Below are 25,689 nucleotides of genomic sequence, written 5' to 3'. Positions count from 1 at the left end.
AGGCCTGCTCAGCGCTCGAACTTGGTGGACAGGACAATCGACGAGGTGGTGCGCGCCACACCGTCGATCGCGCCGATCCGGTCGGTCAGCACATCCATGTCGCCGACCGCCGACACCGCGCCGATGGCGATCAGGTCGGAGCCGCCGCTGACCGAATGCAGGGACCGCAGCTCCGGCATCGCCCGCAGCGCCGTGACCACCGACGTCATCTGTTTGGGCTGCACAGCGATCATGATGTGGGCGCGCACCAGTCCGCGCTCGTATTCGTCGTGAACGCGGACGGTGTAGCCGTTGATCACCCCATCGCGCTCCAAACGCTCGATGCGGCTCTGCACCGTGGTCCGCGACAGGCCCAGCCGGCGGGCGATCTCGGCCGTGGACGCACGGGCATTCTCACGCAATAGCGAGAGCAGCTGCTGATCGGTGTCGGTAAGCTTCATCACGTCGCCGGTTTCGTCGATTCGTTTCGTCGATTCGACGGAATATCATCGAAAGCCGGGCAGATCGCAACTGTAAACCGGCGGATTTATCGCGATAATGGTCGTTTAGACGCCATCTATCGGAGGCCGCCATGGCTTTGCTCGACATTCTCGCCCCGCTCCGCGCCCTCGATGGCAAACGCCGCACCCACGGTCTGGACGACGCCACGGTCCTGCGTTTCGCCGCATCGCACCCCGATCTGGTCGAAGCGATCCAGGCCGCCGCCGCCGGATACGCGCGCATCCGCGACGAGTTCGTCGATCTGCTGGACATGGACGAAGGCGCGCAGGCGCTGGCCGTGCAGGCCGGCTTCGTCAATTTCTATTCCAACGACACCGTGAACCCGTACGTCGCGCTCGCCGCGCGCGGGCCGTGGGTCGTCACCCTGAAGGGCGCGGTGCTGCACGACTCCGGCGGTTACGGCATGCTCGGTTTCGGCCACACCCCGAAGGCGGTGCTGGAAACGATGTCGCGACCGCAGGTGATGGCCAACATCATGACCCCGAGCCTGTCGCAGCTGCGCTTCGACCGCGCCATCCGCAAGGAAATCGGCCACACCCGCGGCGGCTGTCCGTTCGACAGGTTCCTGTGCCTGAACTCCGGTTCCGAATCGATGTCGCTGGCCTGCCGCATCGTCGATGTCAACGCCAAGCTGATGACCGACCCGGGCGCAGCGTATGCCGGCCGCGCCATCAAGCGCGTCGTGGTCAAGGGCAGTTTCCACGGCCGCACCGAACGCCCGGCGCTCTACTCCGATTCCAGCCGCAAGAATTACGTGCAGCATCTCGCCAGCTTCCGTGGCGAGGACAGCGTGATCACGGTCGAGCCCTACGACATCGACGCGCTGCGCAAGGTGTTCGATGATGCCGACGCGAACGGCTGGTTCGTCGAAGCCATGTTCCTCGAGCCGGTCATGGGCGAAGGCGACCCGGGCCGCGCGGTGCCGCGCGCGTTCTACGACGTCGCGCGCGAACTGACCCAGGCGCACGGCTCGATCCTGCTGATCGATTCGATCCAGGCCGGCCTGCGCGCCCACGGCGTGCTGTCGATCGTCGATTACCCGGGCTTCGAAGGCATCGACCCGCCGGACATGGAAACCTACTCGAAGGCGCTCAACGCGGCGCAGTATCCGTTGTCGGTGCTGGCCGTGAACGAGCGCGCCTCCGGCCTGTATCGCAAGGGCACCTACGGCAACACCATGACCACCAATCCGCGCGCACTGGATGTCGCCAGCACCGTGCTGGGGCTGCTCACGTCCGAACTGCGCGCGAATATCCGCGAGCGTGGCAAGGAAGCGATCGTCAAGCTCGAAACGCTGAAAACCGAACTTCCGGGCCTGATCACCAAGGTCCAGGGCACCGGCCTGTTGTTCTCGTGCGAGCTGTCTCCGGAATTCAAGGGCTACGGCACCGACTCGACCGAGGAATGGATGCGCGAGCGCGGCATCGGCGTGATCCACGGCGGCGAAAACTCGCTGCGTTTCACCCCGACGTTCGCGGTGACCTCCGAGGAGCTCGACCTGCTGATCGCGATGGTCAAGCGTGCGCTGCTCGAAGGCCCGCGCCAGCGGCAGCAAGCCGCAGCCTGAGCCGTATCGGGATGCAAGAGATGAAGAAAGCCGGCGCTGTCCGGCTTTCTTTTTGACCCTTTCTTTTTGACCCGGCATTTCCCGCGCACGCCCATGACCGATCTGTGCATCCTGCCCGGACTCGACGGCACGACCCGAATGCTGCGGCACTTCATGGCCGCCGTGCAGCCATCGTTCGCGTCGGTGGCGGCCATCGCTTATCCGACCGATGTCGCTCTCGACTATCGCGATCTCGAAGTTCTGGTGCGCGACGCGCTGCCGCGTTCGCCGTTCGTATTGCTCGGCGAATCCTTTTCCGGCCCGATCGCGATCTCGATCGCAGCGGATCCGCCGCCGAACCTCATCGGCCTGGTGCTGTCGACGAGCTTCGCGCGCGCGCCGGTGCCATTGCTGATGCCGTTCGCGGCGTTGACCCGACTCGCGCCGGTGCGCATGGTGCCGACAGCAATCCTGTCCGCCGTGCTGCTGGGTCGCTGGAGCACGTCGGAATTGCGGCGCGAACTGAGAAGCGCGCTGGGCGAAGTCGCGCCAGGCGTGCTGCGCGCCCGCGCCGCCGCCGCGATGCGCGTCGATGTATCGGATCGTCTTGCCCACATCGCGGTGCCGACCCTGTCGTTGAAGGCGAATCACGATCGTCTGCTGCATGCCGGCGCCGGCCGACAACTCATTGATGCCATCGCCGATGCAAGCCCGGCCGCACTCGACGGTCCGCATCTGCTGCTGCAGACCCACGCCGACCGCTGCGCCGCCGAGATCGCGCGTTTCGCGGCCAGACTTGCGCATTGACCGCTGCCCCACGGCGCACGGCTCGGTTAGTCTTATGCCCATGAAAACCGTCGAAGTCCGCCACCCGCTCGTCCGCCACAAGCTCGGCATCCTGCGCGATGCCGCCACCGGCCCGGCGCTGTTCCGGCAGGTGGTGGGCGAAGTCGCCACCCTGCTCGCCTACGAAGCCACCGCCGATCTCGCATTGATCGACGAGGACATCGATACCTGGGCGGGACCGCTGACCGTCGGCCGCTGCGATCAGGCGCGGATCACGCTGGTGCCGATCCTGCGCGCGGGCCTGGGCTTCCTGCCGGGCGTCCAGGTGTTGCTGCCGTCGGCGCCGGTGAGCGTGATCGGGCTGCGTCGCGATGAAGAAACCCTGCAGCCGCAGGCTTATTACCAGCGGCTGGTGCACGACATCGCCGGCCGCACCGCGCTGCTGATCGACCCGATGCTGGCCACCGGCGGCAGCGCGATCGCCGCCATCGATGCATTGAAGGCCGCCGGCTGCACGCGGATCAAGGCGATCTTCCTGGTCGCGGCGCCCGAAGGCCTGCGCGCGCTGGAAGCCGCGCATCCGGACACCGAAGTGTTCGCCGCCGCCATCGACTCGCATCTCGACGCTCGCGGCTACATCCTGCCCGGCCTCGGCGACGCCGGCGACCGGATCTTCGGCACGCCCGCCTGAATCGACCGCTCCTGTAGGAGCGACTTCAGCCGCGAAGCTCGTGTCGCGTGAACTGCGGTCATCGCAGATCGAATCGGACCTGATCGGATGGAAGATCGGCTTCGCGGCTGAAACCGCTCCTACAAAAGCGGATCAGGGCACGGAGAGCGCCAGCCATACCCCTGCAACCGCCATCGCCACCAGCACGCCCCACGTCAACAACGTGCCCCAGAACCGGCCGAACGAATAGCCGGAATGCAGCGACAGCCCGATCACATGCAACACCCGTGCGAACAACAGTGCGCCGCCCAACGACCACAGCCAGATCGCGGACAGGCCCGACAGTTCCAGCAACGCCAGCAACAGCAGCGCGACCGGCACGTACTCGACGAAATTCGCATGCACGCGGATCTTCCGCATCAATTTCCTGTCGCCGCCATCGCCGAGTCCGACCTTCTGCGAATGGCGATGAAACGCGACGCGGGCGGCCAGCGCCAACATCAACAGCACATGCAGAGCAGCGAACAACAGTGTGATCTTCGGGGTCATGAAATGCTTCCGTGGAATGGAGTGTCGATTGCGTCCGTCATGCCGCCAGCGGGCGTGCCTGCAGCGCGGGCATCTCGTGCGTCGTGGAGAATCTGCCCTTGTCGTCGCGCACCACCTGCGCCAATGCGCAGCCGGGGTCGTGGGTGAAGAACAGATGCACGTTGCGGGCGAGCTTGTCTTCGAGGAATTCGCGCTTCTCGTCGATCAGCAGTTCGGGGTTGCGGTCGTAGCCCATCGTGATCGGCACATGCACCCATGGCCGGCCGGGGATGAGATCGGCGCAGAAGACCACGCCGCCATGATCGTCGCTGTGATCGTTGCCGTGGGCATGTCCAGCACCGGCATGCACAGCGCCGGCATGTTTCGAACCGACGATCTCGGCCAGCATCAGGCCCGGCGTGTGACCATCGCTGAAGTGGAAGCGCACCGTGGTGCCCAGTGCGCGCGAATGCGTGCTGTCGACGATCTCCAGACGGCCGCTGGCTTCGAGCAGCGCCGGCAATTCCGGGATGAAACTGGCGCGGTCCCGGGAGTGCGGGTTGCGCGCGCGGTCCCAGCACGCCGCACTGACCAGGAACGTCGCATTCGGAAACAGCAACTGCGGCGCATGGCCTTCGCGCCACGGCGCCAACAGGCCGCCGGCATGATCGAAATGCAGATGCGACAGCACCACGACATCGATCTCTTCATGCGCGAAACCGGCGGCGGCGAGCGAATCGAGCAGCACGTGACGGTCTTCGACCACACCGTAACGCTCGCGCATCGCCGGGTCGAAGAACGCGCCGATGCCGGTCTCGAACAATACGGTCTTGCCGTTCAGCGGGCTGGCGAGCAGTGCGCGGCAGGCCAGCGGCACGCGGTTCTGTTCGTCGGGCGGCAGCCACTTCGCCCACACCGCGCGCGGTGCGTTGCCGAACATCGCGCCGCCATCGAGTTTCTGCGAATTGCCGAGGATGGACCAGAGTTTCATGGGATGTCTCCTTCCGATGCCGGCGCGGCCCGGCCGCGCTCGACGATGTACTGATGTTCGACGCAGGCTTCTTCCTTCACGAACACATCGGCGGTACCGGTTTCCCGGAATCCGGCCGCCACCAGCATGCGCCTGCAGGGCGTGTTGCGCGCATCCGCATTGGCGTGGATACGGGTCACTGCGGGGTCGGCGAACAGCATGGCGCATGCCGCGCGCATCGCCATGCGACCGGTACCGCGGCCCTGCGCTGCCGGTGCGACGGTGATTCCGAGTTCTGCCTCGGCGCGATCATGCGACAGCCACACGCCGAGATCGCCCAGCAATGCATCGTTGGCGGCATCCGCGATCGCGAGCTGCAGCCAGTGACCGGCGGAATCGAGATCGGCCTTCGCGCCATGCTCGCGCAGGAACGCGCGGGCCCTGGCCTCATCCATCGGCCACCAACCCTGGTAGCGCGCGACCAACGGGTCGCTGCGATAGCCGAGGAAGACCGCAAGATCGTCCTCTTCACGCAACGCGCGCAGACGCACGCCGCCCATGCACACAGGCAGGCACGAGGCCACGTTCACGGCGCCGACGTTTCCGCTTCCGGCAACACCATCGCCTTGCCCACCGGGTTGCGCGGATCGCTGCCGCCGTGCAGCACGTTGGCGCGTTTGTCCCATTCCACCGTCTGCAGATTGCCCCAGGTATCGCTGGAGCGGCGGCCGTCGGTGCTGTCCTTCGGCGTGATCACGGTGTGGCCCATCGCGCGCAGTGCGGCGACGACATCGTCCGGCAGTGCGTCGCGTTCGGCACCGATGCCATCGGGCATCCACTGGTGGTGATAGCGCGGCAGCGCGGCGACCGCCTGCGCATCGAGTCCATCGGCATAGCCCAGCGCGCCCAGCAGCACCATGGTGATGATGCGGCTGCCGCCCGGCGTGCCGAGCACGGCGACGCGGTCGGGCGAACTCATGAAGGTCGGGGTCATCGAGCTGAGCATGCGCTTGCCCGGCTTCGGCGCGTTGGCGTCGTAACCCATCACCCCGAATGCATTCGGCGTGCCGGGCTTGAGCGCGAAATCGTCCATCTCGTTGTTGAGCAGCAGGCCGGTACCGGGCGGGATCAGACCGGAACCGAACAGCAGATTCACCGTCTGGGTCGCGGCGACCAGGTTGCCTTCGGCATCGATGATCGAGAAATGCGTGGTTTCGTCGTCTTCCATCGGCGTCTGCGCGCCGGAGAGCATATCGCTGGGCGTGGCCTTGGCCGGGTTGATCGTCGAACGCTGCCCGGCGGCGTAATCGGCGCTGGTGAGCGTGCGCACCGGCACCTTCACGAAATCGGGGTCACCGAGATAGAACGTGCGGTCGCGGAACGCGCGGCGCATCGCTTCGACGGTGAGATGCACGCGTTCGGCCTGCGGCAGCGTCGCGAGATCCCACGGCTCCAGCATCTGCAGCATCTGCGCCAGCGCCACGCCGCCGGACGACGGCGGCGGAGCGGTCACCACTTCCCAGCCGTCGTACTCGAAGCGCAGCGGTTCGCGTTCGCGGACGCGGTAGCCGGCGAGCTCGTCGGCGGTCCACTGCCCGCCTTCCGCCTTCACGCCAGCCAGCAGCTTCTTCGCGATGGTGCCGCGATAGAAGCCGTCGAAACCCTTCTCGGCAAGCAGTTCGAGCGTGCGCGCCAGATCGGGCTGGATCAGCAGCTCGCCATCTTCCACCGTATCGCCATCGGCGAGGAACACCGCTCGCGTGCCCTTGTAGCGCTCCATCACCTCGCGCCGATTGGCATAACCTTTCACCAGACGCCCGTAGACCGGAAACCCTTCGCGGGCGATGCGGATCGCAGGCGCCAGCGTCGTCTTCAGCGGCAACCGTCCGTAGTGCGTCGAAAGATGCACCAGACCGGCCGGCAAACCCGGGATCCCCGCCGACCACGGCCCGTTCTCGGCGCGGTCGCGATTGAATTCGCCTTTGTCATCGAGGAAGGCGGCCGGCGTCGCGGCGGCCGGCGCGGTTTCGCGCGCGTCGATGAAAATATCCTTGCCGGTTTTCGCATCGTGCAACAGGAAGAAACCGCCGCCGCCGAGCCCCGAGGAAATCGGCTCGACCACCGACAGCACCGCCGACACCGCGACCGCAGCGTCGAAGGCGTTGCCGCCCTGGCGCAGCATGTCGATGCCGGCCTGGCTCGCGAGCGCATGCGCGCTGGCGACGGCCGCACCGGGAGGATGCATCGCGGGTGTTTGCGCGACAGGCGCCGTCTCGGCCGACCACGCGGGCGCCGCGAACAGCAGGGCGAAGATCAGGCCGGTGGCGAAGGATGTTCCGAACGTCATGCGTCTTGCTCCTGCAGCCGTGCGAGTTTCGCCAGCAGCGCGTCGTGCGACTCCGGGTGCGCGGGATCCGGGTCGATGCATTCGACCGGACAGACCACCACGCACTGCGGCTCGTCGAAATGGCCGACGCACTCGGTGCAGCGCGCCGGATCGATCACATAAATCGTTTCGCCCTGCGAAATCGCCTGATTCGGGCACGCGGGTTCGCAGACATCGCAGTTGACGCACAGCGCGTTGATCCTGAGCGACATGCGCGGCTCAAGCCGTCTTCGCAACGCGGGCGCTGCGAAGACGAATGGCGTACGACTGAAGAAGCGGACTGTTGCGGATCACTTCGTCTCGACGAAGACGTAGTTCACGCCGGACGGCGCGACCGCAGCCTCCACCCGATCGCTGTCTTCGGGCTTGCCGATGAACAGCAGTTTCACGCCTTTCAGCTTGCCCGGCTTGATGCCATCGAACGCCGCCACCACCATGTCCGCGGCCTTGGCCGAGGACAGCGAGGCCGAGGAATACGCCAACAGGTTGCCGGCGAGAATGCCGCGCGAGATGTCGGACTTGGCCTTGTCGAGCAGACGGTCGTAGCTGCCCTGGAAATCCGCGGAGCTTTCGGCGGGCAACAGATAGAGGAAAGGCTGGTTGGTGACGCCTTCCATGTTGCGGCCGACGACATCGATCACATACGCCTTCCATGCGGCGGAATCTTCGTTGGTGGGCGCGGCCAACGGTGCCTTTGCGGCAGCCTTTGGCGCATCGTCTTCTTTCTTGCAGGCCGCGAACGGCACGGTGAGAGCGGCGATCAACAGCAGGCGGACGATGATGTTCATAAGTCGATAACCCCAAAGTGTGAGCACGAAACGGAAGGACGGTACGGTCAATCGGGCTTGTGCCGCCATTCGGCCAGCAGCGCCGCATTGACCGCCGATGGCACGAAGCCCGAGACATCCCCGCCGAGGCGGGAGACTTCGCGAACCAGCGAGGAGGAAATGAAACCGTATTGTTCGGCCGGCGTCAGGAACAGCGTTTCCACATCGGGAATCAGGTGGCGGTTCATGCTGGCCAGCTGGAATTCGTATTCGAAGTCCGACACCGCGCGCAGGCCGCGCAGCAGCACGCCGCCGCCGACCTCGCTGACGAAATGCGCTAGCAGCGAGTCGAAACCGCGGACTTCGACGTTGGGGTATCGCGCCAGCGAATCGCGGGCCAGCTCCACCCGCAGCGCCAGCGGCAGCGCCGGCCGCTTGCCGGGGCTCTCGGCGACGCCGACGATCAATCGCTCGAACAGCGGCGCGGCGCGTTCGACCAGATCGAGGTGACCGTTGGTGATCGGGTCGAAAGTGCCGGGATAGACCGCTGTTCTGGCAGCAGGAATTCGGGAGGCGGCCGTCGTCATGGCGTCGTGGGAATCAGTGCTGGCGAAGATGGCCGCCAGTGTAGCAGCGGCTCAACCCTTGCCGCGCCGGTACAGGGCATAACGGACTTCGCGCGTCTGGCCCTCGCGGTGCGGACGCCAGTCGGGTGCCGGCAAAGGGGAGACTCCCACCGGCGATTCGACATACAGCCAGGCTTCTTCAGGCATCCGGCTGTCCAACGCCGCCAGCGCAGGACCCCAGAGGTCGCCAGCGAACGGTGGATCGACGAAAGCCAGATCGAATCCGCCCGGTGCGGTCCGCAGCCAGGCCAGGGCATCGGCGCAGACCACCTGCACCCGCTCGCCGCCCGGCAGCTTCGCCGCGAGCTGGCGCAGACCATCGGCAAGCAGCGGGTCGCGCTCGACCAGGACCGCTTCGCGGGCGCCGCGCGAGACCGCCTCCAGTCCAAGCGCGCCGGTCCCCGCGAAGAGGTCGAGCACGCGGGCACCGGGCAGCACCGGCTGCAGCCAATTGAACAGGGTTTCACGGACACGATCGGCGGTGGGGCGCAGTCCCTCGCGGTCGGCCACCGGCAGCCGGGTACCGCGCCAATCGCCGCCGATGATGCGGACGACACCCGGCGCACCGGTCAATGCCGGTTTCTTAATGCGGCGGTTCATCGGGAGTGCCGGCGCCGAGGCGATAAAAGCATGAGTGATAACATGCCACGCATTGTGCCGCCCATCTCCGCGATTCGCATCGCCTACTCCCCGACTCTCGATGATTCCTTTCTTCCGCCGAAAGAAACCGCCTGCCGCCCCCGATACGACGCCCACGGCCGAAGCATCGCAGGCCGACACCGCCATCGACGATGCGCCGTCCGCAGACCAATCCGCAGACCCGCTCGTCGAAGCGCAAGCGGATACCGTTGTCGAAGCCACGGCCATCGAAACGGCGATGTACGCGCCGGCCTCGGCATCGGCGGAAACCGGCGCCGCCGCGCCCGGCAAACCCGGTTGGCGCGATCGTCTGCGCAACAGTGCCTTCGCGCGCAGCTTCGGTGGTCTGTTCTCGCGCAATCCGAAGCTCGATGACGATCTGCTCGACGAGATCGAAACCGCCCTGCTCACCGCCGATGTCGGTGTCACCGCGACCACGCAGCTGATCGAATCGCTGCGCAAGCGGATGAAGTCGCGCGAGTTCGCCGACGCGCAGGCGCTGCTGGCCGCGCTGAGGGCGGACCTGATCGCGATGCTCATGCCGGTGGCGAAGCCGCTGGCGATCGATCGCAACGCCAAACCCTTCGTGATCCTCACCGTCGGCGTCAACGGCGTCGGCAAGACCACCACCATCGGCAAGCTCGCGCACCGCTTCAAGGCCGAAGGCCGCACGCTGATGCTGGCCGCCGGCGATACCTTCCGCGCCGCCGCGGTCGCGCAATTGCAGTCCTGGGGCGAACGCAATGGCGTCACCGTGATCGCGCAGGGCCAGAACGCCGATGCCGCATCGGTCGCGTTCGACGCGCTGCAGGCCGCCAAGGCGCGCGGCACCGAGGTACTGATCGCCGATACCGCCGGCCGCCTGCACACGCAGCAGGGATTGATGGCCGAACTGGGCAAGATCAAACGCGTGCTCGGCAAGATCGATGAGACCGCGCCGCACGAAGTGTTGATGGTGATCGACGGCACCACCGGCCAGAACGCGCTGTCGCAACTGCGCCAGTTCCATGCATCGGCGGGCGTCACCGGCCTGGTCGTGACCAAGCTCGACGGCACCGCCAAGGGCGGCGTGGTGTTCGCATTGGCGCGCGAGTTCGGCATTCCGATCCGCTTCGCCGGCATCGGCGAACGCTCCGAGGATCTGCGCGTATTCGACGCCGAAGCCTTCGTCGACGCGCTGCTGCCCGAAGCCCTCGGCGCTTGAGCGTCGACACGCGAGACATGTCCCGGGCGACCACCGACAACGACGCCAAGCCGACGCGGCGCAGGCGCCGTTGGCTGCGGAGACTGATCGCGCTCGGCATCGTCCTGTTGCTCTTGTCGCTGCTGGCGACCTGGCTGCTGCAGCCGAAGCAGCTGGTGCCGCTGATCCTCGATCGCGCCGGCAAGAGTCTGGGGCTGGAGATCACCGCCGATGGCAACGCCGAGGCACGACTGCGCGGCGAACCGCAGCTGATCGTGCGCAGGCTCGTTGCGCGCGAACCCGGCGCGAAAACCGCGATCCTGCGCGCCGAACGCGTGCTGCTGGCATTGCCGTGGTCGACGCTGCGCAACGGCGGCAAGGACGCGGTGATCAAGCGGATCGAACTGGATGCGCCGGTGCTGGACGTGCCCGCGCTGCAGGCCTGGCTGGCGAAACGTCCATCCGGCGAGGAAACGAAGATCCCGACGCTGACCGACGGTCTGCGCGTCGTCGATGGCCGCATCGACAACGACGACTGGCGGATCGAAGGCGTCGCAGTGACGCTGCCATCGCTGCATCCGCGGAAACCGGTCGAAGCGCGCATCCAGGGACGTTATATCGATTCGCCGACCGCGATTCCTTTCGATCTCGCGGTCGCACTGAGCAGACCCGCGAACGACGCCGGCATCGCCGTGTTCGGTCCGCTGACCATCGAACGCGGCGACTGGCGACTGCCGGCGACGATCCAGCTCTCCGGCCCGCTGCATCTGGGCGAAGACGAATTGACGGTGGTACCTGCGAAACTCGGCGTCTTCGCGCGTTACGAATCCGGCGATACGCGATTGCCGTTCTCGCTCGGGCTGCACGGCCCACTGCGTTTCGACGAAGCCACATGGGTACTGGCGCCGGTCGGCGTGGCGCTGCGAGGCGAATCGCCGATGCCGGACTTCGACGCCCACGGCGCGCTCGCGCTGGGCCGGCGCCTGGTGGTCGAACTCGATGGCGCGTTGCCGCAGTGGCCGGATGCCTGGCCATCATTGCCCGCACCCGTGTCGGATTCCACGTCTCCGCTGCCGTTCGCGCTGCGCTATACCGGACAGCCGGATCTCTCGGGCGTCGCCGGTTTGCAGGTGAAACGCGACGCCACCGCGTTCGACGGTCGTTTCCGCCTTTACGAGGTGCTCGGCTGGATCGATCAATCAGGCGGCTCGCCGCTGCCGCCGCTCGATGGCCACCTGCGCTCGCCGCAGCTGGAAATCTCGGGCGCAACGCTGGAAGGCGTGGATGTCGTTCTCGACGACGAGGACGTGCCGGCACCGTGATCGATACCGCCCGCTACGCACCCGCGCTGCTCGCATGGTTCGATGTTTCCGGGCGTCACGATCTGCCGTGGCAGCATCCGCGCACGCCCTACCGGGTCTGGCTGTCGGAAATCATGCTGCAGCAGACCCAGGTACGGGTGGTGATTCCGTACTTCGAACGTTTCGTCGCCGCCCTGCCCGATCTGCGCGCGCTGGCCGCAGCGCCGCAGGACGATGTGATGGCGCTATGGTCGGGCCTCGGTTACTACGCCCGGGCCCGCAACCTGCACGCCGCGGCGAAGCGCTGTGTCGAACGGCATCACGGCGAGCTGCCGCGCGATATCGATGCGTTGATCGCACTCCCCGGGATCGGCCGCAGCACGGCCGGCGCGATCCTGTCGCAGGCCTGTGGCGATCCGCACGCGATCCTCGATGGCAACGTCAAACGCGTGCTCGCGCGGATGTTCGGTATCGAAGGCTGGCCGGGCACGCCCGCGAACGAAAAAACGCTGTGGGCGATCGCAGAATCGCTGTTGCCAGCCGAACGCCTCGCCGATTACACCCAGGCGCAGATGGATTTCGGCGCGACCCTGTGCACCCGTCACGACCCCGCCTGCATCCTCTGCCCGCTGCAGAACGATTGCATCGCGCTGCGCGACGGTCGCGTCGCCGAACTGCCCACGCCGAAGCCCGGAAAACCGCTGCCGGAGCGCAAGGCGGTCGTGTTGCTGATCCGGGACGATGCAGGCCGCGTGCTGCTGCAGCGGCGGCCACCTGCCGGAATATGGGCGTCGCTGTGGTCGTTGCCCGAGGCTGCCGACCACGACAGCGCGCGCGCCTGGTTCGAGCATCACATCGATGGCGATTACGACAATGGATCGGCGCTCGACGAGATCCACCACGGTTTCACCCACTATCGCTTGTTGATGCACCCACTGGCGTGGCGCGACCTCGCGCTGCACGCCCGGATCCACGACAATGAGGCGCTGCGCTGGGTCGCGCGCGACGCGCTCGCGACGCTCGGCATCCCCGCTCCGATCCGCAGCCTGCTGCACGCCGCATCCGCCTGACCCCCTTCACTCATACCCGGATCCCGACCATGCCCCGCACCGTGTTCTGCGAATACGAACAACGCGAGACCGAAGGCCTGGACTTCGCACCATGGCCGGGCGAACTCGGCCAGCGCGTCCTCGCGCGCATCGGCAAGGGCGCCTGGGCCAAGTGGCTGGCGCACCAGACCATGCTGATCAACGAAAACCGGTTGTCGCCGATGAATCCCGATCACCGGAAGATGCTGCAGGGCGAAATGGAGAAATTCCTCTTCTCGGGCGGCGCGGAGAAACCGGCCGGTTACGTGCCCGAAGCAGGCGCTTCCGGAGCCGGCTCGACGGGGGACTCTTCGACCTGACGCCTGCCGCGCGCGTCTTTTTCGGCGATGCGGATCGCTTTCACGTCCAGCGGACGGATTTCCTTGATCGTGCACGAGATCGGAATGAGGCTGTGGCTGCCCACGTAGACCTGATCGAAACGTGCGCTCAACCGGCCGTTGGTGTCGCGGAAACCGATGGTGTCGGCGTAGTCGATCTCGCTGCAGGGGGAGTACAACTCCACCAACCAGGCCTGGCTCGGCCGCGTCCACAGCGCGAAGACGCCATCGCTGAGCGGCGTCCAGCCGTTGTAGTGGCCGGTGTACTGGATGCTGTCGACGGGCTCACCGGCATGCGTGCGATACAGCGTGAGCCGTTCGGCGTCGCGCAAACCGCCACCGCTCGCGCAGCCGCTCGCTGCGGACGCCACCAGCAGGGCCGAAAGGGACAGAGTCGAGCGTTTCATGGGAGCCTCGGGGTCGATGGTCATGAAGAACGGATGATCAGGATGATCCGCCTACGGCCGGCAGGCGCAAGCCCCGCCACCCCGGCATTCAGCGCACGGCCGGCTTGCCCTTCGCCCGCCGTCCCCGTATCATTCCGCGCTCGCCCGTGGCCGGGTAGCTCAGTTGGTAGAGCAGGGGATTGAAAATCCCCGTGTCGGGGGTTCGATTCCCTCCCCGGCCACCACGACATCGTCGAACGAGCGAAGAAAAACCCGCAGCGATGCGGGTTTTTTGTTGTCCGGAATTTCGATGCGTACCGGTGTACGGCGCAGCATCAGGGGGTACCGATCGGTTCGCGGCTGGTACCGCGTCCGGAACAGACAAGCGAGTTCCGGCGGACACGGCCATCGGCATCACGATACACATGACCGCATTCCGGTTTGTCCGGGAACAAAACGCGAGTTCCCGCGCCGCGTTTCATGTGCGCGGCGCGGGAACCTCGTGGATCAGGGTGCGGGAACCGAGAAGACGCCAGAGTTGTTGATCAGATTGTTCGGCGAGGTGCCCGTCGGCTGAATCGCGTGGATATAGATTTTCTTGCCCACATGCGCCTGACGTGTCGCCAGCGACAGAGGAATCTGGAACCGGTAAGCCCTGCCGAACGATCCGCATACGCTCGCCACTGCCAGCTCGCTCGCCACGTTCGCCGTATAGCCACCAATCACAGTCCCCGCGCCCGCAGACCCGCCTACGTACAGATGCACGACGATCGGATACGGACTTCTGCTAGCGCAGGCCCAACCGTAGACCGTATTGCTCTGTACGTAGTCGATTACGCCGACAACCGCACCCGGGTCGTAACAGGCGGCCGGGTTGGTGTTTGCGCGGCCTTCGGCGATCACGTCGCAGATGCCGGAAGTGATATCCGGCCCGGAACTGTGCGTCGCGCCCGGGACGGTGGTGAAGGTCGTCGCGGCGCTCGCGGACGCGAATTTAGCCGCCCACGGATTGGACACAGAGGCCTTCCACACGCCGCCCGGGATGTTGCGCAGACCGGAGACAGCCAGATAGTCATCGACACCTTCCGGGCCCTTCCAGCACGAAGCGTTTGTCGCGGTGGCGCAATTCGCCCCTGGGATCCCATAACCGAAAATCTCGTCCTTATCGCCGACGAAGGTATTGACCTTCATTCCCATCGAATACAGTTGGGAGAGCTGCGTTGGCGTGAAGGTGTTAACCAGTTTGTCCGCTGCATAGCTGCGACTCGCCAGATACAACTTGCAGGTCCCGTAACCCGTGAAACCGGTCGTCACCCCTTGCAATATGTTGGTGCCGTCAGCCGTGTATCTGCAGGCCTGGGCAAGATCCGCCGCCGGCGGCCCACCGAAAACGAAGCGGCGGACTTTATTCCACGGCGCCACGCCGAACGACGCAAAGCGCTGATCGAGCACTTTCGCGCCAAAAATTCCGCTCGCACTGCCTCCTTTGACAGTGACGTGCGAAGCACCGCTGTAATACGCCCAACTGATGACAGCATTGACCGCGAAACCCATGTTCTGACCGGCGACGCTCACGCGATCCCATGCCATTTTATGGTTGGATACATTCACCGGAGGCGCACCTGTCATGTAGTCATTTGCGCCCTTGATTCCCACCAGGCGCACGCAGGCGTTGCTCAGCTTTCTTCCAAGAGTGCTGTCCAGCATGTCGGAAAAAGTGCCGCTGGCACCACCGAACGACACCACGATCGGCGCCGAATTCCACAGCGTGCTGGCGCACTTCAGACTTTTCTGCTGCGCGGTGTCGTAACGATATTCGTAGACGGAGAACGCGTATCCCGTAGTGTTCGTGCTGTATCCAACCCATACGAAACCTTCTGCAGCTGAAGCATCCGCAGCGATTCCGCCCAACGCGCCAAAAGCAAGCAGCGTGACCAACGCTTTATTTTTCAGTTTCATGGAAATTCCTTTGACATGAGAAAAATGTGAATGAAAAAACGCACATACCGATATGAAAATCGAACCTTGCACCTCTGCAATCGCCGGCACGCGCAAGGCAAACGGAAACCGACCACAGGACTGCCGCGCGATCGTTCGGCAGCCCTCTTGCAGCGAGCAGCGGCCCATGGAATCGAAATCCGATCCGATGGCCGTGCTGAATCAGCGCCTACCCACGAGGGATCGACGACAAGGATCAATACGGCGCCAACGAAAAATGCTGCGGCGTACCGCCGTTGCACTGCCACTGCTGGACATTCGCGCCGTTGTTGGGGCTGCCGCTGCTGACATCCAGGCACTGGTCCTGCGCGTGGTTGGGGCGGAAATTCCACCACGCGCCGCCTGCTGCACCGGGCAACCAGGTCTGGTTGGTGCCGCGCACATCGTTCCATTGGTGCACGTTCGCGCCGCTGTAAGGCGAATAACCTGCGACGTCGAGCATCTTGCCGCTGTGCTTGTTCGCGAACGACACGCCGCCGGTACCACCGCGCGGCTGCGCCCACCAGAGCTGGTTGGCCTGGTTGCTGCCGAATGACCACTGGATGACGTTGCCACCGTCCACGGTGCTCCAGCCGCCGGCTTCCACTGCCTTGTCAGGCGCGTTGCGCGGCGTGATGCGATACCAGCCGTTGACGTTGTGATTCATCGCCAGCGACGAAAAATCGACGTGGGTGTTGTCCGCGCCGGCACCGAAGCCGCCGCCGCCCAGCGCGACGCTCCGGGTCTGCTTGAGCATGTCGTCGTAAAACAATTTGAATGTGTTGCCGCGCTTCTCGATCCGCAGCGCGTGCCAGGCGTTGTGATTCCAGCCTGCGGGCATCGCGGTGTTCTGCCATCCCTGGTCGACGCCATTGACCAACGCCCAGGACACCAGCAGGTTGTTGCGCGCATCGACGCCGTAGAAGAACGCGCTGGTCACATTGCCGGCCGCATCCTTGGCAACGCTGGAGACAAGACCGTACTTGGGATACAGCGAAGTGGTGAGCGGTCCCCACTCCCATTGCTTGGCGCTGCCTTCGTAAACGTAATCCGGTGGCGAAACCTGGCTGCTGGTCACCTGCAGATTCCATCCGCTGTAGCCGCGACTGTCGTGCCACAGCAATTCGCGATTCCAGGTGCCCCACGGCGCGTTGCCGAATTGCTGCCACCCGGCGCCGATCGCGTCGCGCTCGAAATCGTCGCGGAACAATGGCTGTGCGGGAATGTTGACGCCATTCTCGGGCGAATCCGCGCGCAGTTGCCCATCCGAAGCGATCCACGCTTCACTGAGCCCGAGATTCCGGTGAGTTCCGCCGTACTGGCGCTCGTGATAGACGTTGTAGACGTTCGTCAGATCAGGCCCGACAACCATCGTGCTGTGCCCCGCCCCGCGCCACGTCCCGACGGTGTCGAGGGTGATCACCTTGTTGGCTTGCGGCACCATTCCGGAAAGCGTGGCACCCTTGCAGACATGCACCTGATAGTCGTCGCGGGTCCAGTCATTGCCCGTGTAGGACAGGTAATAGGTCCCGTTGCGCTTCCAGACCATCGGCGCTTCGGTCCAGTTGTTGATGATGTTGACGACGCAGGCGGTGAGCTGTCGCTCCGGCTGTCCGGTATCGAGCGTGTTCGGCGCCGTCATCGGCCGATAGCGGACACCACCGGCGGCGGCCCAGAAGAAATACAGCTTGCCGTCGTCGTCCTGGAACATATTGCCGTCGATACTGTTCGGCAACGTGTCCGCGATGCGGACGAACGGTCCGAGCGGACTGTCGCTGCGCATCACGACATGGTCGCTGTACGAACCGGTATCGCCGCTGGTCACCATGTAGAACTGGCCGTTGTGATACAGCACATCCGGCGCCCAGCCGTACCAGGCATTCGCGGCGGTCGCGGCGATGCCGCGATCCTGCCAGTTCACCAGATTCCGCGACGACCAGACCCGGATACCGGAAGGGCCCATCGTGCCGTAAAGGTAATACGTTCCCCGGAACTTGATGACCTCGGGATCGGCGATGGCACCGCCATCCGGCACGGCAATGGATAACGGGTTGGACACGAGTGTCGGCAATGCCGCGTAGACATCGCCGGCCAACATGCCGAGCGTACAGAGGGCTGGTGCCACGGCCGCAAGCGTGCATGACAGTATCGTTCTTCCACGCGAAGCATCCGTTCGTTTCATATGCAGTTCTCCAGGATCGATGACGGACGACAAGACTGTGCGTTGGCATGCAAAACCGGAGAACCGGCGCACCGAAAAACCGTGTCTGGTCCATCGCACCGGGTTCGCTTGGCTGACAACGCTGTCTATTCAAGCCGCGGGCCGGACCCGAGACAGGACATCCGGGCTGCGTTCGTCAGGAAATATTTTCCCGTTATGTGCCGGGCATCACACTTCAATCGATATCGACAGCCGCTTCGAGAGGCCGACAATTTCCTTATAAACCAATCGGTTTCATTGAATACAATGGGATTGTCTGCGTCGAAAAGAAATCGCTCATAGTGCTCGCCACGATGCCGTCCGACCCGCACATCAACCCCGCTTCCCATGTTCCGGAATCGATCACTGCACTGATCGACCGCGCCAGACATGGACAGCCGCTCGTCTGGAACGAGATCTACTCGTTGCTGTATCGCGATCTCTACCGGCTCGCGCGCGCGCAGTTGTGGCACTCATCCGGACATACGCTGACCCCGACATCGCTCATCAACGAAACGTGGCTTCGCCTGATGCGCAAGGACAATGTCCGCGCCGAAAACCGGAGGCAGCTCGTCGGCCTGGTGGTGAGCGCGATGCGGATGGCGATCCTCGATGAGATCCGGCGCCGACGCGCCGAAAAGCGCGGCGGCGGTGTGGCGTCCATTTCGCTGGAAAGCGTGTCGATCGCTGCGGAACACGGCGAGCCCGACGAAATGCTGGCGCTCGATGCGGCACTGGACGAACTCCACAAGCACGCGCCGCGACTGGCCCAGGTCGTCGAATGGCGCTATTTCGGCGGAATGTCCGAGAGCGAAATTTCCTCCGTCCTCGATGTGCACGTGCGTACCGTCCGACGCGACTGGCAAGCCGCGAAACTCTTCCTGCTTCAACGCATGGACGACGAATACGCAACCGCAACCATCGATGGGCGCTGAGGACACCGCAGGCATTTTGCGCAGCCTGCAGCGCCATCTGGCGCTGCCGGGACCGCTGCGCGCGCCGCACCTGTGGTGGCTGCACTGGCGCAAGCCCGCGATGGCGGATCGTCTTGCGCTGCTGCTGCAGGCCGAACACCGGAACGACAACTCACTGCTTGACCGCACGCCGCAATCGTCGCTGCCGCGGACGAGCGCACCTTCGCATGCGGATGTCGATCTCACGCCCGGCGACCGACTCGGTCCGTGGCGGATCGATTCCCTGCTCGGGCAGGGCGGCATGGGATGCGTCCATCTGGCGCATCGCGACGACGGCGCCTATCGCCAGAGCGTGGCGATCAAACGCATCCGGATCGAAGCGGCATCGCGCCCGCCGACGGACGCATTCCTGCGCGAAAGGGAAATCCTCGCGAAGCTCTCGCACCCGGGAATCAGTCGGCTGATCGACGGCGGACTGGACGCCGGAGACCGTCCGTGGCTGGCGATGGAACTGATCGACGGCGCGCCCATCGACCGCTGGTGCGACCATCGTCGTCGCACGATAGTCGAGCGCGTGACGCTTTTGCTGCAGGTCTGCGATGCCGTGCAGTACGCGCACAAGCACGGCGTGGTGCACGGCGATATCAAGCCCGCGAATCTGTTGGTGGACGACGATGGCTTGGTGAGGCTGCTGGATTTCGGGGTCGCATCGTTGCTGAGCGACGGCGAAAGCGACGGAACGGTGCGGCTGGGCATGACCGCAGCCTATGCGGCGCCGGAAAGGATCGCACAGGAATCGCCCGGTTTCGCCAGCGACATCTACTCGCTCGGCGCGGTGCTGTGCGAACTGGTGTTCGACACGCCGCCGACGGCAAGTCCGATCCCGCTGCTGTGCAATCTGCTCTCCGAGGACGCATTCGATACGGAAGCGCTGATCGACGGCGCGACGCCAGCTGCACTGCGGGCACGGGGATTGTCTTCCAGAAGATCGCTCGCGCGCCTGCTTCACTCGGATCTCGACGCGATCCTGCGCAAGTGTCTGCAGCCCGTGCCGGAGCAACGTTACGCGACCGCTGCGGATCTGGCCGCAGACCTGAAAGGTTGGCTGCAGGCGAGGCCGGTCTCGGCCGTGGCGGGTCGCCCCGGCTATCGCCTGGGAAAGCTGGTGCGCCGCCATCGTTTCGCCGCCGCGGCCATCGCATGCCTGTCGCTGGGATTGACCGCCACATTGGGTGGGCAATGGTTGAAGCACCGGCAGAACGAACGCGATATGGCCGCGCTCAGCCTCGTCTTCGAGGAATCCCTGGGTTCCGCGGCCATGTCGGGGCTGGGCGAAGCCGGATTGAACCCGCGCGTACTGCTCGGCCGCACGGAATCGAAGCTGCGCGAGTCCCGAAACGACCACAACGACAACACCATGGCCTATGGCCTGCTCACGCTTTCGCGCAACTACATCACCATCGGCGACTATGCGCATGCATTGGAACTCGGCGAAGAAGCCAGAACGCTCGGCGAGGACAATCCCACGATCCAGGCGCGCGCCGACGCCACGCGCGCGATCGCGCTGAACCAGCAGGCGCGCCATGTCGAGGCGGAAACGATCTGCAGGCGCGCGCTGCAGGAAAACACGGGGTTTCTCGACCGTGCGTTCGAGGATCGTCCGACCCGGATCGGCCTGACCACGGAACTGGCGCGCGCGCGCTGGCACCAGGGCCGGCACGACGAAGCGTTGACTCTGCTCGACGAGGCGCTGGAAGCGTCGCGCTACTTGCGCGGAGACGCCTCGCGCATGCTGCCGGAACTGCTGACCCTGCGCGCGCAATGGCACACCGATATCTACGACACCACGACAGCGGAGGCGGAGCTGGACCAGGCCATCCGTCTCGGCGGCGAACGTTATCCGCAAGTCGCCAACAACGCGCGCCTGGCGCTGGTGCGGACACTGCTGCGGATGAACCGGCAGCCGGAGGCGAGATCCCTCGCCATCGAGACGCTGGCCGCGTTCGAAAAGACCTACGGCATGCGGCATCCGGAAACCGGCCGCGCGCTGCTTGCCTGCAGCGAAGCGACACTGCATGCGGTCGCCATCGATGAAGCGCAGGTGCGGCAGGCGCTCGCCTATTCGAAACGGGCGATGGATGTCCTCGGACAAAGTCTCGGGCGACAGCATCCTTATTACACCGAATCGCTGAAATACACCGCTTCCGCACGCGCATTGCTCAGCGATGGACGGCCGGAAGACATCATTGCGCAGGCGAGGCAAAGCGTGGCGCTGCTGGCGTCATCCCGTGGCGCAACGCTGGAGCAGACGATTTCGGCCAAGATCACGCTGGCCAATATCCTGTCCGAATTCAGCATCGATCTCGACGACAGGACATTGCTGGACGAATCGCTCGCGCTCTACGAGGACATCGCCCGGGAAACCGAAAGACGGAAACTGCCGATTCCCCACGTGCTGTCGATCTACGCCCGCGCCCTCAACGATGCAGGAAGGACAGCGGATGCCAAGCGGATCATCCAGCGTGCGAATACCGAGATCCGGCGCTACCTCGGCGCGGACCATCCCTACCTCGTCTTCAATGAGCTGCTGTCGGCGAAAATGGCCATCGACGCCGGCGCGGATGGCGAGGCGATCGCGCCGCTGGAAGATATCCTGCGCATCACCGCCGCAAAGCCCGGCGATTCGAAGACGATCAAGCTCGCCCGTTTCGGCGCGATGTACATGCGTGCGGGCATCCATCAACGCCAGAACGCGTCGGCCGACGCGCGCGGACTGCTGACCGAGGCGATCGCGTTCGGCACGACGATCCACGGCGACCCGGAGCATCCGAAGATACGGGAACTCAGGGAACAGCTCGCGCGCCTGCCGCCGCCGACGCGGATGCCGGATGGCGCGTCACCGGGCGCAACGGCCGCTTTACGCCAACCGCGCTAAGATCGGCCCGCCCGAATCGGGTTGCGTATCGCAGGGGGTCGCATGCGTCGGTTAGCCAAGATTCCATCCAGGCAGGTCCCATCGGCACGGACTTTGGCCGTATCGGCACTGTCCGTCCTGTTGATGTCCGCCGCACTGGCCATGCCTGCCCGTGCCGCTGAGGTGACCTCGGTGAGCGAACTCGACATCACCCGTTACGCGGGCCAATGGCACGAAATCGCCCGGCTGCCGATGTTCTTCCAGCGCAAATGCGCCGCGGAGACCTCCGCCCAGTACACCCTGCGCGACGACGACCTGGTCGGCGTCAAGAATCGATGCAAGAACAAAGACGGCGATATCGACGAGGTCGATGGCGTCGCGCGGCGCGACCCGGACCATCCCGGCCGGCTGGAGGTGCGGTTCGCGCCGGACTGGCTGTCCTGGCTGCCGCTGACCTGGGCCGACTACTGGGTGATCGCGCTCGACCCCGACTACCAGTGGGCCATCGTCGGCGAGCCGGGGCGCGAATACCTCTGGATCCTGTCGCGCACCCCCGACATGTCCAAGGCGCAGTTCGATGAACTGAAGGCCCGTGCGACCGCGATGGGCTATGAACTCGACACCCTCATCGTCAGCGCACCGCTGCGCTGATTGCGCCGCAACGCCCGATGACCCGTCGACCGGCCGCGATCCGCCCGGACGTACGGTCGCGCATGGAGGCGCGCTAGTATTGCGGTCCCGAATGTCTCTGGAGCGCGCGATGCGGCAACGATGGGCAATGCGATTGAGTGCGGCGATCACGGCAGCGGCATGCCTCCTGGCATTGTCCGGCTGTGTCACCGGCCCGGTGCGGCGCGTGTCCGAGCCCACTGCCAGCATCCAGCAACTGAGCGTCGGCACCGACGGACAATGGACCGTCGCGCTGCGGCTGCAGAATTTCAGCAACGTGCCGATGCGCTTCGAACGCATCGCGATGACGCTCCGCGCAGGCACCGAAGTCGCCGGCGAATTGCAGGCCGCGCCCGCGCTGACGATAGGCCCGGAATCGGCCGATGTCGTCGACGTCACGCTCGCGCCCAGCGCAGCGGCGCGCATCGTCATCGCCGACGCCCTCGCCGACCGCCGCAGCCTGGATTACAGCCTCGAAGGCAAGATCAGCGCCGCAGCCGAGGACCACAAGGCGCGCGACTACAAAGTCAAACGCAACAGTGCGCTCAGTCCGGTACCCGGGCTTCCCGGCGTGATGCGCTGAGCATCACGGAACGCTCGACCGAGTCGGCGACACCCCCTCTGCATACGGCACGCTTTCGGCCTGTATTTCCCATCTTCCTCTTCGAATCCCTCTTCCGAACCCTATGAGCACCTACAAAGCCCCTCTCGCCGATATCCGTTTCGCGCTGTTCGACGTGCTCGACAGTGAGCGCACCTTCTCGAGCCTCGGTTTCGCGGACGCCAACCGTGAATTGATCGATGCGGTGCTGGAAGAAAGCGCGCGCTTCGCCGAAACCGTGGTCGCGCCGCTCAATCGCATCGGCGATACCCATGGCGCGACCTACGACAAGGCAACCGGCAAGGTGACCACGCCGCCCGGCTTCAAGGAGGCCTATGCGCAGTTCGCGGAAGGGGGCTGGACCGGCCTGGAATCGCCGGTCGAATACGGCGGCCAGGGCATGCCGCACACCCTCGGCACCGCGATGAAGGAAATGATCCACGCCGCGAACCTGGCCTGGGGCAATTTCCCGCTGCTCTCGCACGGCGCCACCGAGGCCCTGCTGCATCATGGCGAAGACTGGCAAAAGCAGGCGTTCCTCGCGCCGATGGTGGAAGGCCGCTGGACCGGCACCATGTGCCTGACCGAACCCCATTGCGGCAGTGACCTCGGCCTGCTCAAGACCCGCGCCGAACCGCATCCGGACGGCTCCTACACCATCACCGGCACCAAGATCTTCATCACCGCCGGCGACCACGACCTCACCGAAAACATCGTGCATCTGGTGCTTGCGCGCCTGCCGGACGCGCCCGCCGGCAGCAAGGGCATCTCGATGTTCATCGTGCCCAAGTTCAAGGTGAATCCGGACGGCTCGCTGGGCGAACCCAACGCCGTGCGCTGCGGCGCGATCGAACACAAGATGGGCATCCACGGTTCGGCCACCTGCGTGATGAATTTCGATGGCGCTGCGGGCACGTTGATCGGTCAGCCGCACAAAGGCCTGATGGCGATGTTCACCATGATGAATGGCGCGCGCCTGTCGGTCGGCCTGCAGGGCCTCGGCCTGTCGGAACGCGCTTATCAGAATGCATTGCGCTATGCCCGCGAACGCCTGCAGATGCGCGCGCTGTCGGGTGCGAAGTTTCCGGAAAAACCCGCCGATCCGATCATCGTCCATCCGGACGTGCGGCGCATGCTGCTGACCCAGAAGGCGCTGATCGAAGGCGGTCGCCTGCTCGGATTCCAGGCCGGCCTGCTGCTGGATATCGTCGATCACGGCAAGGACGAGGCCGAACGCGCGCAGGCCGACGCACTGCTGGGTTTCCTTACGCCGATCGTCAAAGCCTGTCTGACCGAATGGGCGATCGAATGCACCTATCACGCGCAGCAATGCTTCGGCGGCCACGGCTACATCCAGGAATGGGGCATGGAGCAGCTTGCGCGCGACGCGCGCATCACCACGATGTACGAAGGCACCACCGGCATCCAGGCGCTGGATCTGATGGGCCGCAAAGTGATGCAGCTCAAGGGCGAAGGCCTGAAAGTGTTCCTCGGCATGATCGAAGCGTTCTGCGCGGAACAGGCCGGCAACGAAGCGCTCGACGAGTTCATCGCACCGCTGCGCGCGCGGGCGCAGGAATGGCAGGAGGTGACGCAGATGATCGGTCGCCGCGCCGCCGGCAACCCCGACGAAATCGGCGCCGCTGCGTGGGACTACCTGTTTTATTCGGGTTACGTGACGCTGGCCTACTGGTGGGCGCGCAGCGTGGCCGCTGCGGATGCGTCCTCGCGCCCGCAGGCGTTCAAGGATGCGAAGCGCGAAACCGCCCGCTTCTATTTCGCCCGCGTGCTGCCGCGCACGCGCACCCACGTGGAATCGATCGCCAGCGGGGCGGGTTCGCTGATGAGCCTGTCCGCCGAAGGCTTCGGCGACTGACCGCACCCCGCCACCGGCACTGCCGGTGGTGGCGGCAAATGTCGTTCAAAGCGGGTATGCTCGGTGTCCATATGGAGGCCGACACACCAGCCTTGCGCCTGATCCTCGAGGGGTCATCCCCGAACAGGATCCTCCACCGGGTTGCCGATCGCGACCCGGCTTTCATCGTCTCCGACGCAACACGGGTCGAGCCCTCTCTCTCCGGAAGCGCGGCCAGCGCGACACCCGCCCGACTCGACGCCATCCGCCTGCTCTCGCTGGATGCCCACGGCCGCATTCTGAACTGGATCAGCTGGCAGGACGCCGCCTGTCTTTATGCCCGTGGCGCGGTCGCCTGGACGCTCGGCGAGCCCTGCCTCAGCGTGCATGGCGGCATCAGCCGCGCCAGCGGCGAGCGCAGCGTGCTCGAACTGCATCCCATCGTCGCTGCGCGCGGCCATGCGCGCGCGCATGCGCTCGCCCCGACCCCAGCGTTGAGCAACCCGGCATTGTTCGCGCGCGATCAACACTTGTGCCTGTACTGCGGCAAGCACTTCAGCCGCCAGCTGTTGACCCGCGACCATGTGATGCCGCTCTCGCGCGGCGGCCGGGACACATGGGAAAACGTGGTGTCGGCCTGTTTCCACTGCAATTCGCGCAAAGGCGGCCGGACGCCGCAACAGGCATCGATGCCGTTGCTGGCGGTGCCGTATCGCCCGAGCTGGATCGAGCATCTGATCCTGAGCAATCGCAACATCCTCGCGGACCAGATGGCGTTCCTGAAAACGCATTTGCCGAAGAACCCCCGCGGCACTTCGCTCCTCGTTTGATCGTCGCCATCCAT

At 65.2% G+C, this 25,689-nt stretch carries 24 protein-coding genes and 1 tRNA gene; 13 read left to right on the top strand and 12 right to left on the bottom strand.

Translation table 11 applies throughout. From position 1 onward, the window contains the following. Nucleotides 1-8: 8 nt before the first annotated feature. The gene (locus tag HOP03_14185) at nucleotides 9-440 is read right to left on the bottom strand and encodes an Lrp/AsnC family transcriptional regulator (protein NOT89310.1); all 432 of its coding nucleotides are present in this window, start codon (nucleotides 438-440) and stop codon (nucleotides 9-11) included. Nucleotides 441-571: 131 nt separating this feature from the next. On the opposite strand from HOP03_14185, the gene HOP03_14180 reads away from it, so the two are divergent. The 3 genes from HOP03_14180 (at nucleotide 572) to upp (ending at nucleotide 3,524) form a co-directional block, all read left to right on the top strand. After that, entirely contained in the window at nucleotides 572-2,068 is a 1,497-nt protein-coding gene (locus HOP03_14180) for an aminotransferase class III-fold pyridoxal phosphate-dependent enzyme (GenBank protein ID NOT89309.1), read from the top strand. Between the two features lie 93 nt (nucleotides 2,069-2,161). After that, nucleotides 2,162-2,854, top strand: coding sequence for an alpha/beta hydrolase (locus tag HOP03_14175; protein NOT89308.1), 693 nt, complete (start codon nucleotides 2,162-2,164; stop codon nucleotides 2,852-2,854). 40 nt (nucleotides 2,855-2,894) lie between these two features. Further along, nucleotides 2,895-3,524, top strand: coding sequence for a uracil phosphoribosyltransferase (gene upp, locus HOP03_14170; protein ID NOT89307.1), 630 nt, complete (start codon nucleotides 2,895-2,897; stop codon nucleotides 3,522-3,524). A gap of 132 nt (nucleotides 3,525-3,656) precedes the next feature. On the opposite strand, the gene HOP03_14165 is transcribed toward upp, so the two are convergent. From HOP03_14165 to rsmD, 8 genes are all read right to left on the bottom strand, one after another. After that, nucleotides 3,657-4,052, bottom strand: coding sequence for an MAPEG family protein (locus HOP03_14165; GenBank protein ID NOT89306.1), 396 nt, complete (start codon nucleotides 4,050-4,052; stop codon nucleotides 3,657-3,659). 37 nt (nucleotides 4,053-4,089) lie between these two features. Then, a complete protein-coding gene (locus tag HOP03_14160) occupies nucleotides 4,090-5,022 on the bottom strand; it encodes an MBL fold metallo-hydrolase (protein ID NOT89305.1) in 933 nt (310 codons plus the stop codon). Then, on the bottom strand, nucleotides 5,019-5,591 hold the full coding sequence (locus HOP03_14155) for a GNAT family N-acetyltransferase (GenBank protein ID NOT89304.1): 573 nt from the start codon (nucleotides 5,589-5,591) through the stop codon (nucleotides 5,019-5,021). The genes HOP03_14160 and HOP03_14155 overlap by 4 nt, the downstream gene beginning before the upstream one ends. Further along, complete coding sequence (gene ggt / locus HOP03_14150; protein NOT89303.1) at nucleotides 5,588-7,348, bottom strand: gamma-glutamyltransferase; 1,761 nt, start codon at nucleotides 7,346-7,348, stop codon at nucleotides 5,588-5,590. Before ggt ends, HOP03_14155 begins: the two co-directional genes overlap by 4 nt. After that, nucleotides 7,345-7,599 carry a YfhL family 4Fe-4S dicluster ferredoxin gene (locus tag HOP03_14145; protein ID NOT89302.1) on the bottom strand — a complete coding sequence of 85 codons (255 nt, stop codon included), beginning with the start codon at nucleotides 7,597-7,599 and terminating at the stop codon, nucleotides 7,345-7,347. The genes ggt and HOP03_14145 overlap by 4 nt, the downstream gene beginning before the upstream one ends. A gap of 78 nt (nucleotides 7,600-7,677) precedes the next feature. Next, on the bottom strand, nucleotides 7,678-8,175 hold the full coding sequence (locus tag HOP03_14140) for a hypothetical protein (GenBank protein NOT89301.1): 498 nt from the start codon (nucleotides 8,173-8,175) through the stop codon (nucleotides 7,678-7,680). Nucleotides 8,176-8,222: 47 nt separating this feature from the next. Continuing rightward, complete coding sequence (gene coaD / locus HOP03_14135) at nucleotides 8,223-8,741, bottom strand: pantetheine-phosphate adenylyltransferase (protein NOT89300.1); 519 nt, start codon at nucleotides 8,739-8,741, stop codon at nucleotides 8,223-8,225. 51 nt (nucleotides 8,742-8,792) lie between these two features. Next, a complete protein-coding gene (rsmD, locus tag HOP03_14130; GenBank protein NOT89299.1) occupies nucleotides 8,793-9,380 on the bottom strand; it encodes a 16S rRNA (guanine(966)-N(2))-methyltransferase RsmD in 588 nt (195 codons plus the stop codon). 100 nt (nucleotides 9,381-9,480) lie between these two features. Here rsmD and ftsY point away from each other — a divergent pair, with 100 nt between their 5' ends. The 3 genes from ftsY to HOP03_14115 all read left to right on the top strand — a co-directional run bounded on the left by ftsY (nucleotide 9,481) and on the right by HOP03_14115 (nucleotide 13,311). After that, on the top strand, nucleotides 9,481-10,623 hold the full coding sequence (gene ftsY / locus HOP03_14125; GenBank protein NOT89298.1) for a signal recognition particle-docking protein FtsY: 1,143 nt from the start codon (nucleotides 9,481-9,483) through the stop codon (nucleotides 10,621-10,623). 871 nt (nucleotides 10,624-11,494) lie between these two features. Continuing rightward, nucleotides 11,495-12,973 carry an A/G-specific adenine glycosylase gene (gene mutY, locus HOP03_14120; GenBank protein NOT89297.1) on the top strand — a complete coding sequence of 493 codons (1,479 nt, stop codon included), beginning with the start codon at nucleotides 11,495-11,497 and terminating at the stop codon, nucleotides 12,971-12,973. 29 nt (nucleotides 12,974-13,002) lie between these two features. After that, entirely contained in the window at nucleotides 13,003-13,311 is a 309-nt protein-coding gene (locus HOP03_14115; GenBank protein ID NOT89296.1) for an oxidative damage protection protein, read from the top strand. On the opposite strand, the gene HOP03_14110 is transcribed toward HOP03_14115, so the two are convergent. Next, the gene (locus tag HOP03_14110; GenBank protein ID NOT89295.1) at nucleotides 13,254-13,736 is read right to left on the bottom strand and encodes a hypothetical protein; all 483 of its coding nucleotides are present in this window, start codon (nucleotides 13,734-13,736) and stop codon (nucleotides 13,254-13,256) included. The two genes, HOP03_14115 and HOP03_14110, sit on opposite strands and share 58 nt — an antisense overlap. Before the next feature lie 148 nt (nucleotides 13,737-13,884). Here HOP03_14110 and HOP03_14105 point away from each other — a divergent pair. Next, a tRNA-Phe gene (locus HOP03_14105) sits at nucleotides 13,885-13,960 on the top strand. A gap of 262 nt (nucleotides 13,961-14,222) precedes the next feature. On the opposite strand, the gene HOP03_14100 is transcribed toward HOP03_14105, so the two are convergent. Both HOP03_14100 and HOP03_14095 read right to left on the bottom strand, forming a co-directional pair. After that, complete coding sequence (locus HOP03_14100) at nucleotides 14,223-15,842, bottom strand: hypothetical protein (protein NOT89294.1); 1,620 nt, start codon at nucleotides 15,840-15,842, stop codon at nucleotides 14,223-14,225. A gap of 67 nt (nucleotides 15,843-15,909) precedes the next feature. Further along, nucleotides 15,910-17,817 carry a family 43 glycosylhydrolase gene (locus HOP03_14095; GenBank protein NOT89293.1) on the bottom strand — a complete coding sequence of 636 codons (1,908 nt, stop codon included), beginning with the start codon at nucleotides 17,815-17,817 and terminating at the stop codon, nucleotides 15,910-15,912. A 254-nt stretch (nucleotides 17,818-18,071) separates the two neighbouring features. Here HOP03_14095 and HOP03_14090 point away from each other — a divergent pair, with 254 nt between their 5' ends. The 6 genes from HOP03_14090 (at nucleotide 18,072) to HOP03_14065 (ending at nucleotide 25,675) form a co-directional block, all read left to right on the top strand. Beyond that, a complete protein-coding gene (locus tag HOP03_14090) occupies nucleotides 18,072-18,827 on the top strand; it encodes a sigma-70 family RNA polymerase sigma factor (GenBank protein NOT89292.1) in 756 nt (251 codons plus the stop codon). Then, nucleotides 18,817-21,741 (top strand): serine/threonine protein kinase, encoded by a 2,925-nt coding sequence (locus HOP03_14085; GenBank protein NOT89291.1) that lies wholly within the window; start codon nucleotides 18,817-18,819, stop codon nucleotides 21,739-21,741. The genes HOP03_14090 and HOP03_14085 overlap by 11 nt, the downstream gene beginning before the upstream one ends. A gap of 42 nt (nucleotides 21,742-21,783) precedes the next feature. Beyond that, nucleotides 21,784-22,371, top strand: a complete 588-nt coding sequence (locus HOP03_14080) for a lipocalin family protein (protein NOT89290.1) — start codon at nucleotides 21,784-21,786, stop codon at nucleotides 22,369-22,371. 109 nt (nucleotides 22,372-22,480) lie between these two features. Beyond that, nucleotides 22,481-22,972, top strand: a complete 492-nt coding sequence (locus tag HOP03_14075; GenBank protein NOT89289.1) for an LEA type 2 family protein — start codon at nucleotides 22,481-22,483, stop codon at nucleotides 22,970-22,972. A gap of 103 nt (nucleotides 22,973-23,075) precedes the next feature. Further along, entirely contained in the window at nucleotides 23,076-24,866 is a 1,791-nt protein-coding gene (locus HOP03_14070) for an acyl-CoA dehydrogenase (GenBank protein ID NOT89288.1), read from the top strand. A 71-nt stretch (nucleotides 24,867-24,937) separates the two neighbouring features. After that, a complete protein-coding gene (locus HOP03_14065; GenBank protein ID NOT89287.1) occupies nucleotides 24,938-25,675 on the top strand; it encodes an HNH endonuclease in 738 nt (245 codons plus the stop codon). Nucleotides 25,676-25,689 lie beyond the last annotated feature (14 nt).

The sequence above is a fragment of the Lysobacter sp. genome (assembly GCA_013141175.1).
GTDB lineage: Bacteria > Pseudomonadota > Gammaproteobacteria > Xanthomonadales > Xanthomonadaceae > Lysobacter_I.
Note: the sequence above shows the minus strand (reverse complement) of the source record. Positions and strands in the feature narration are given on the sequence as shown.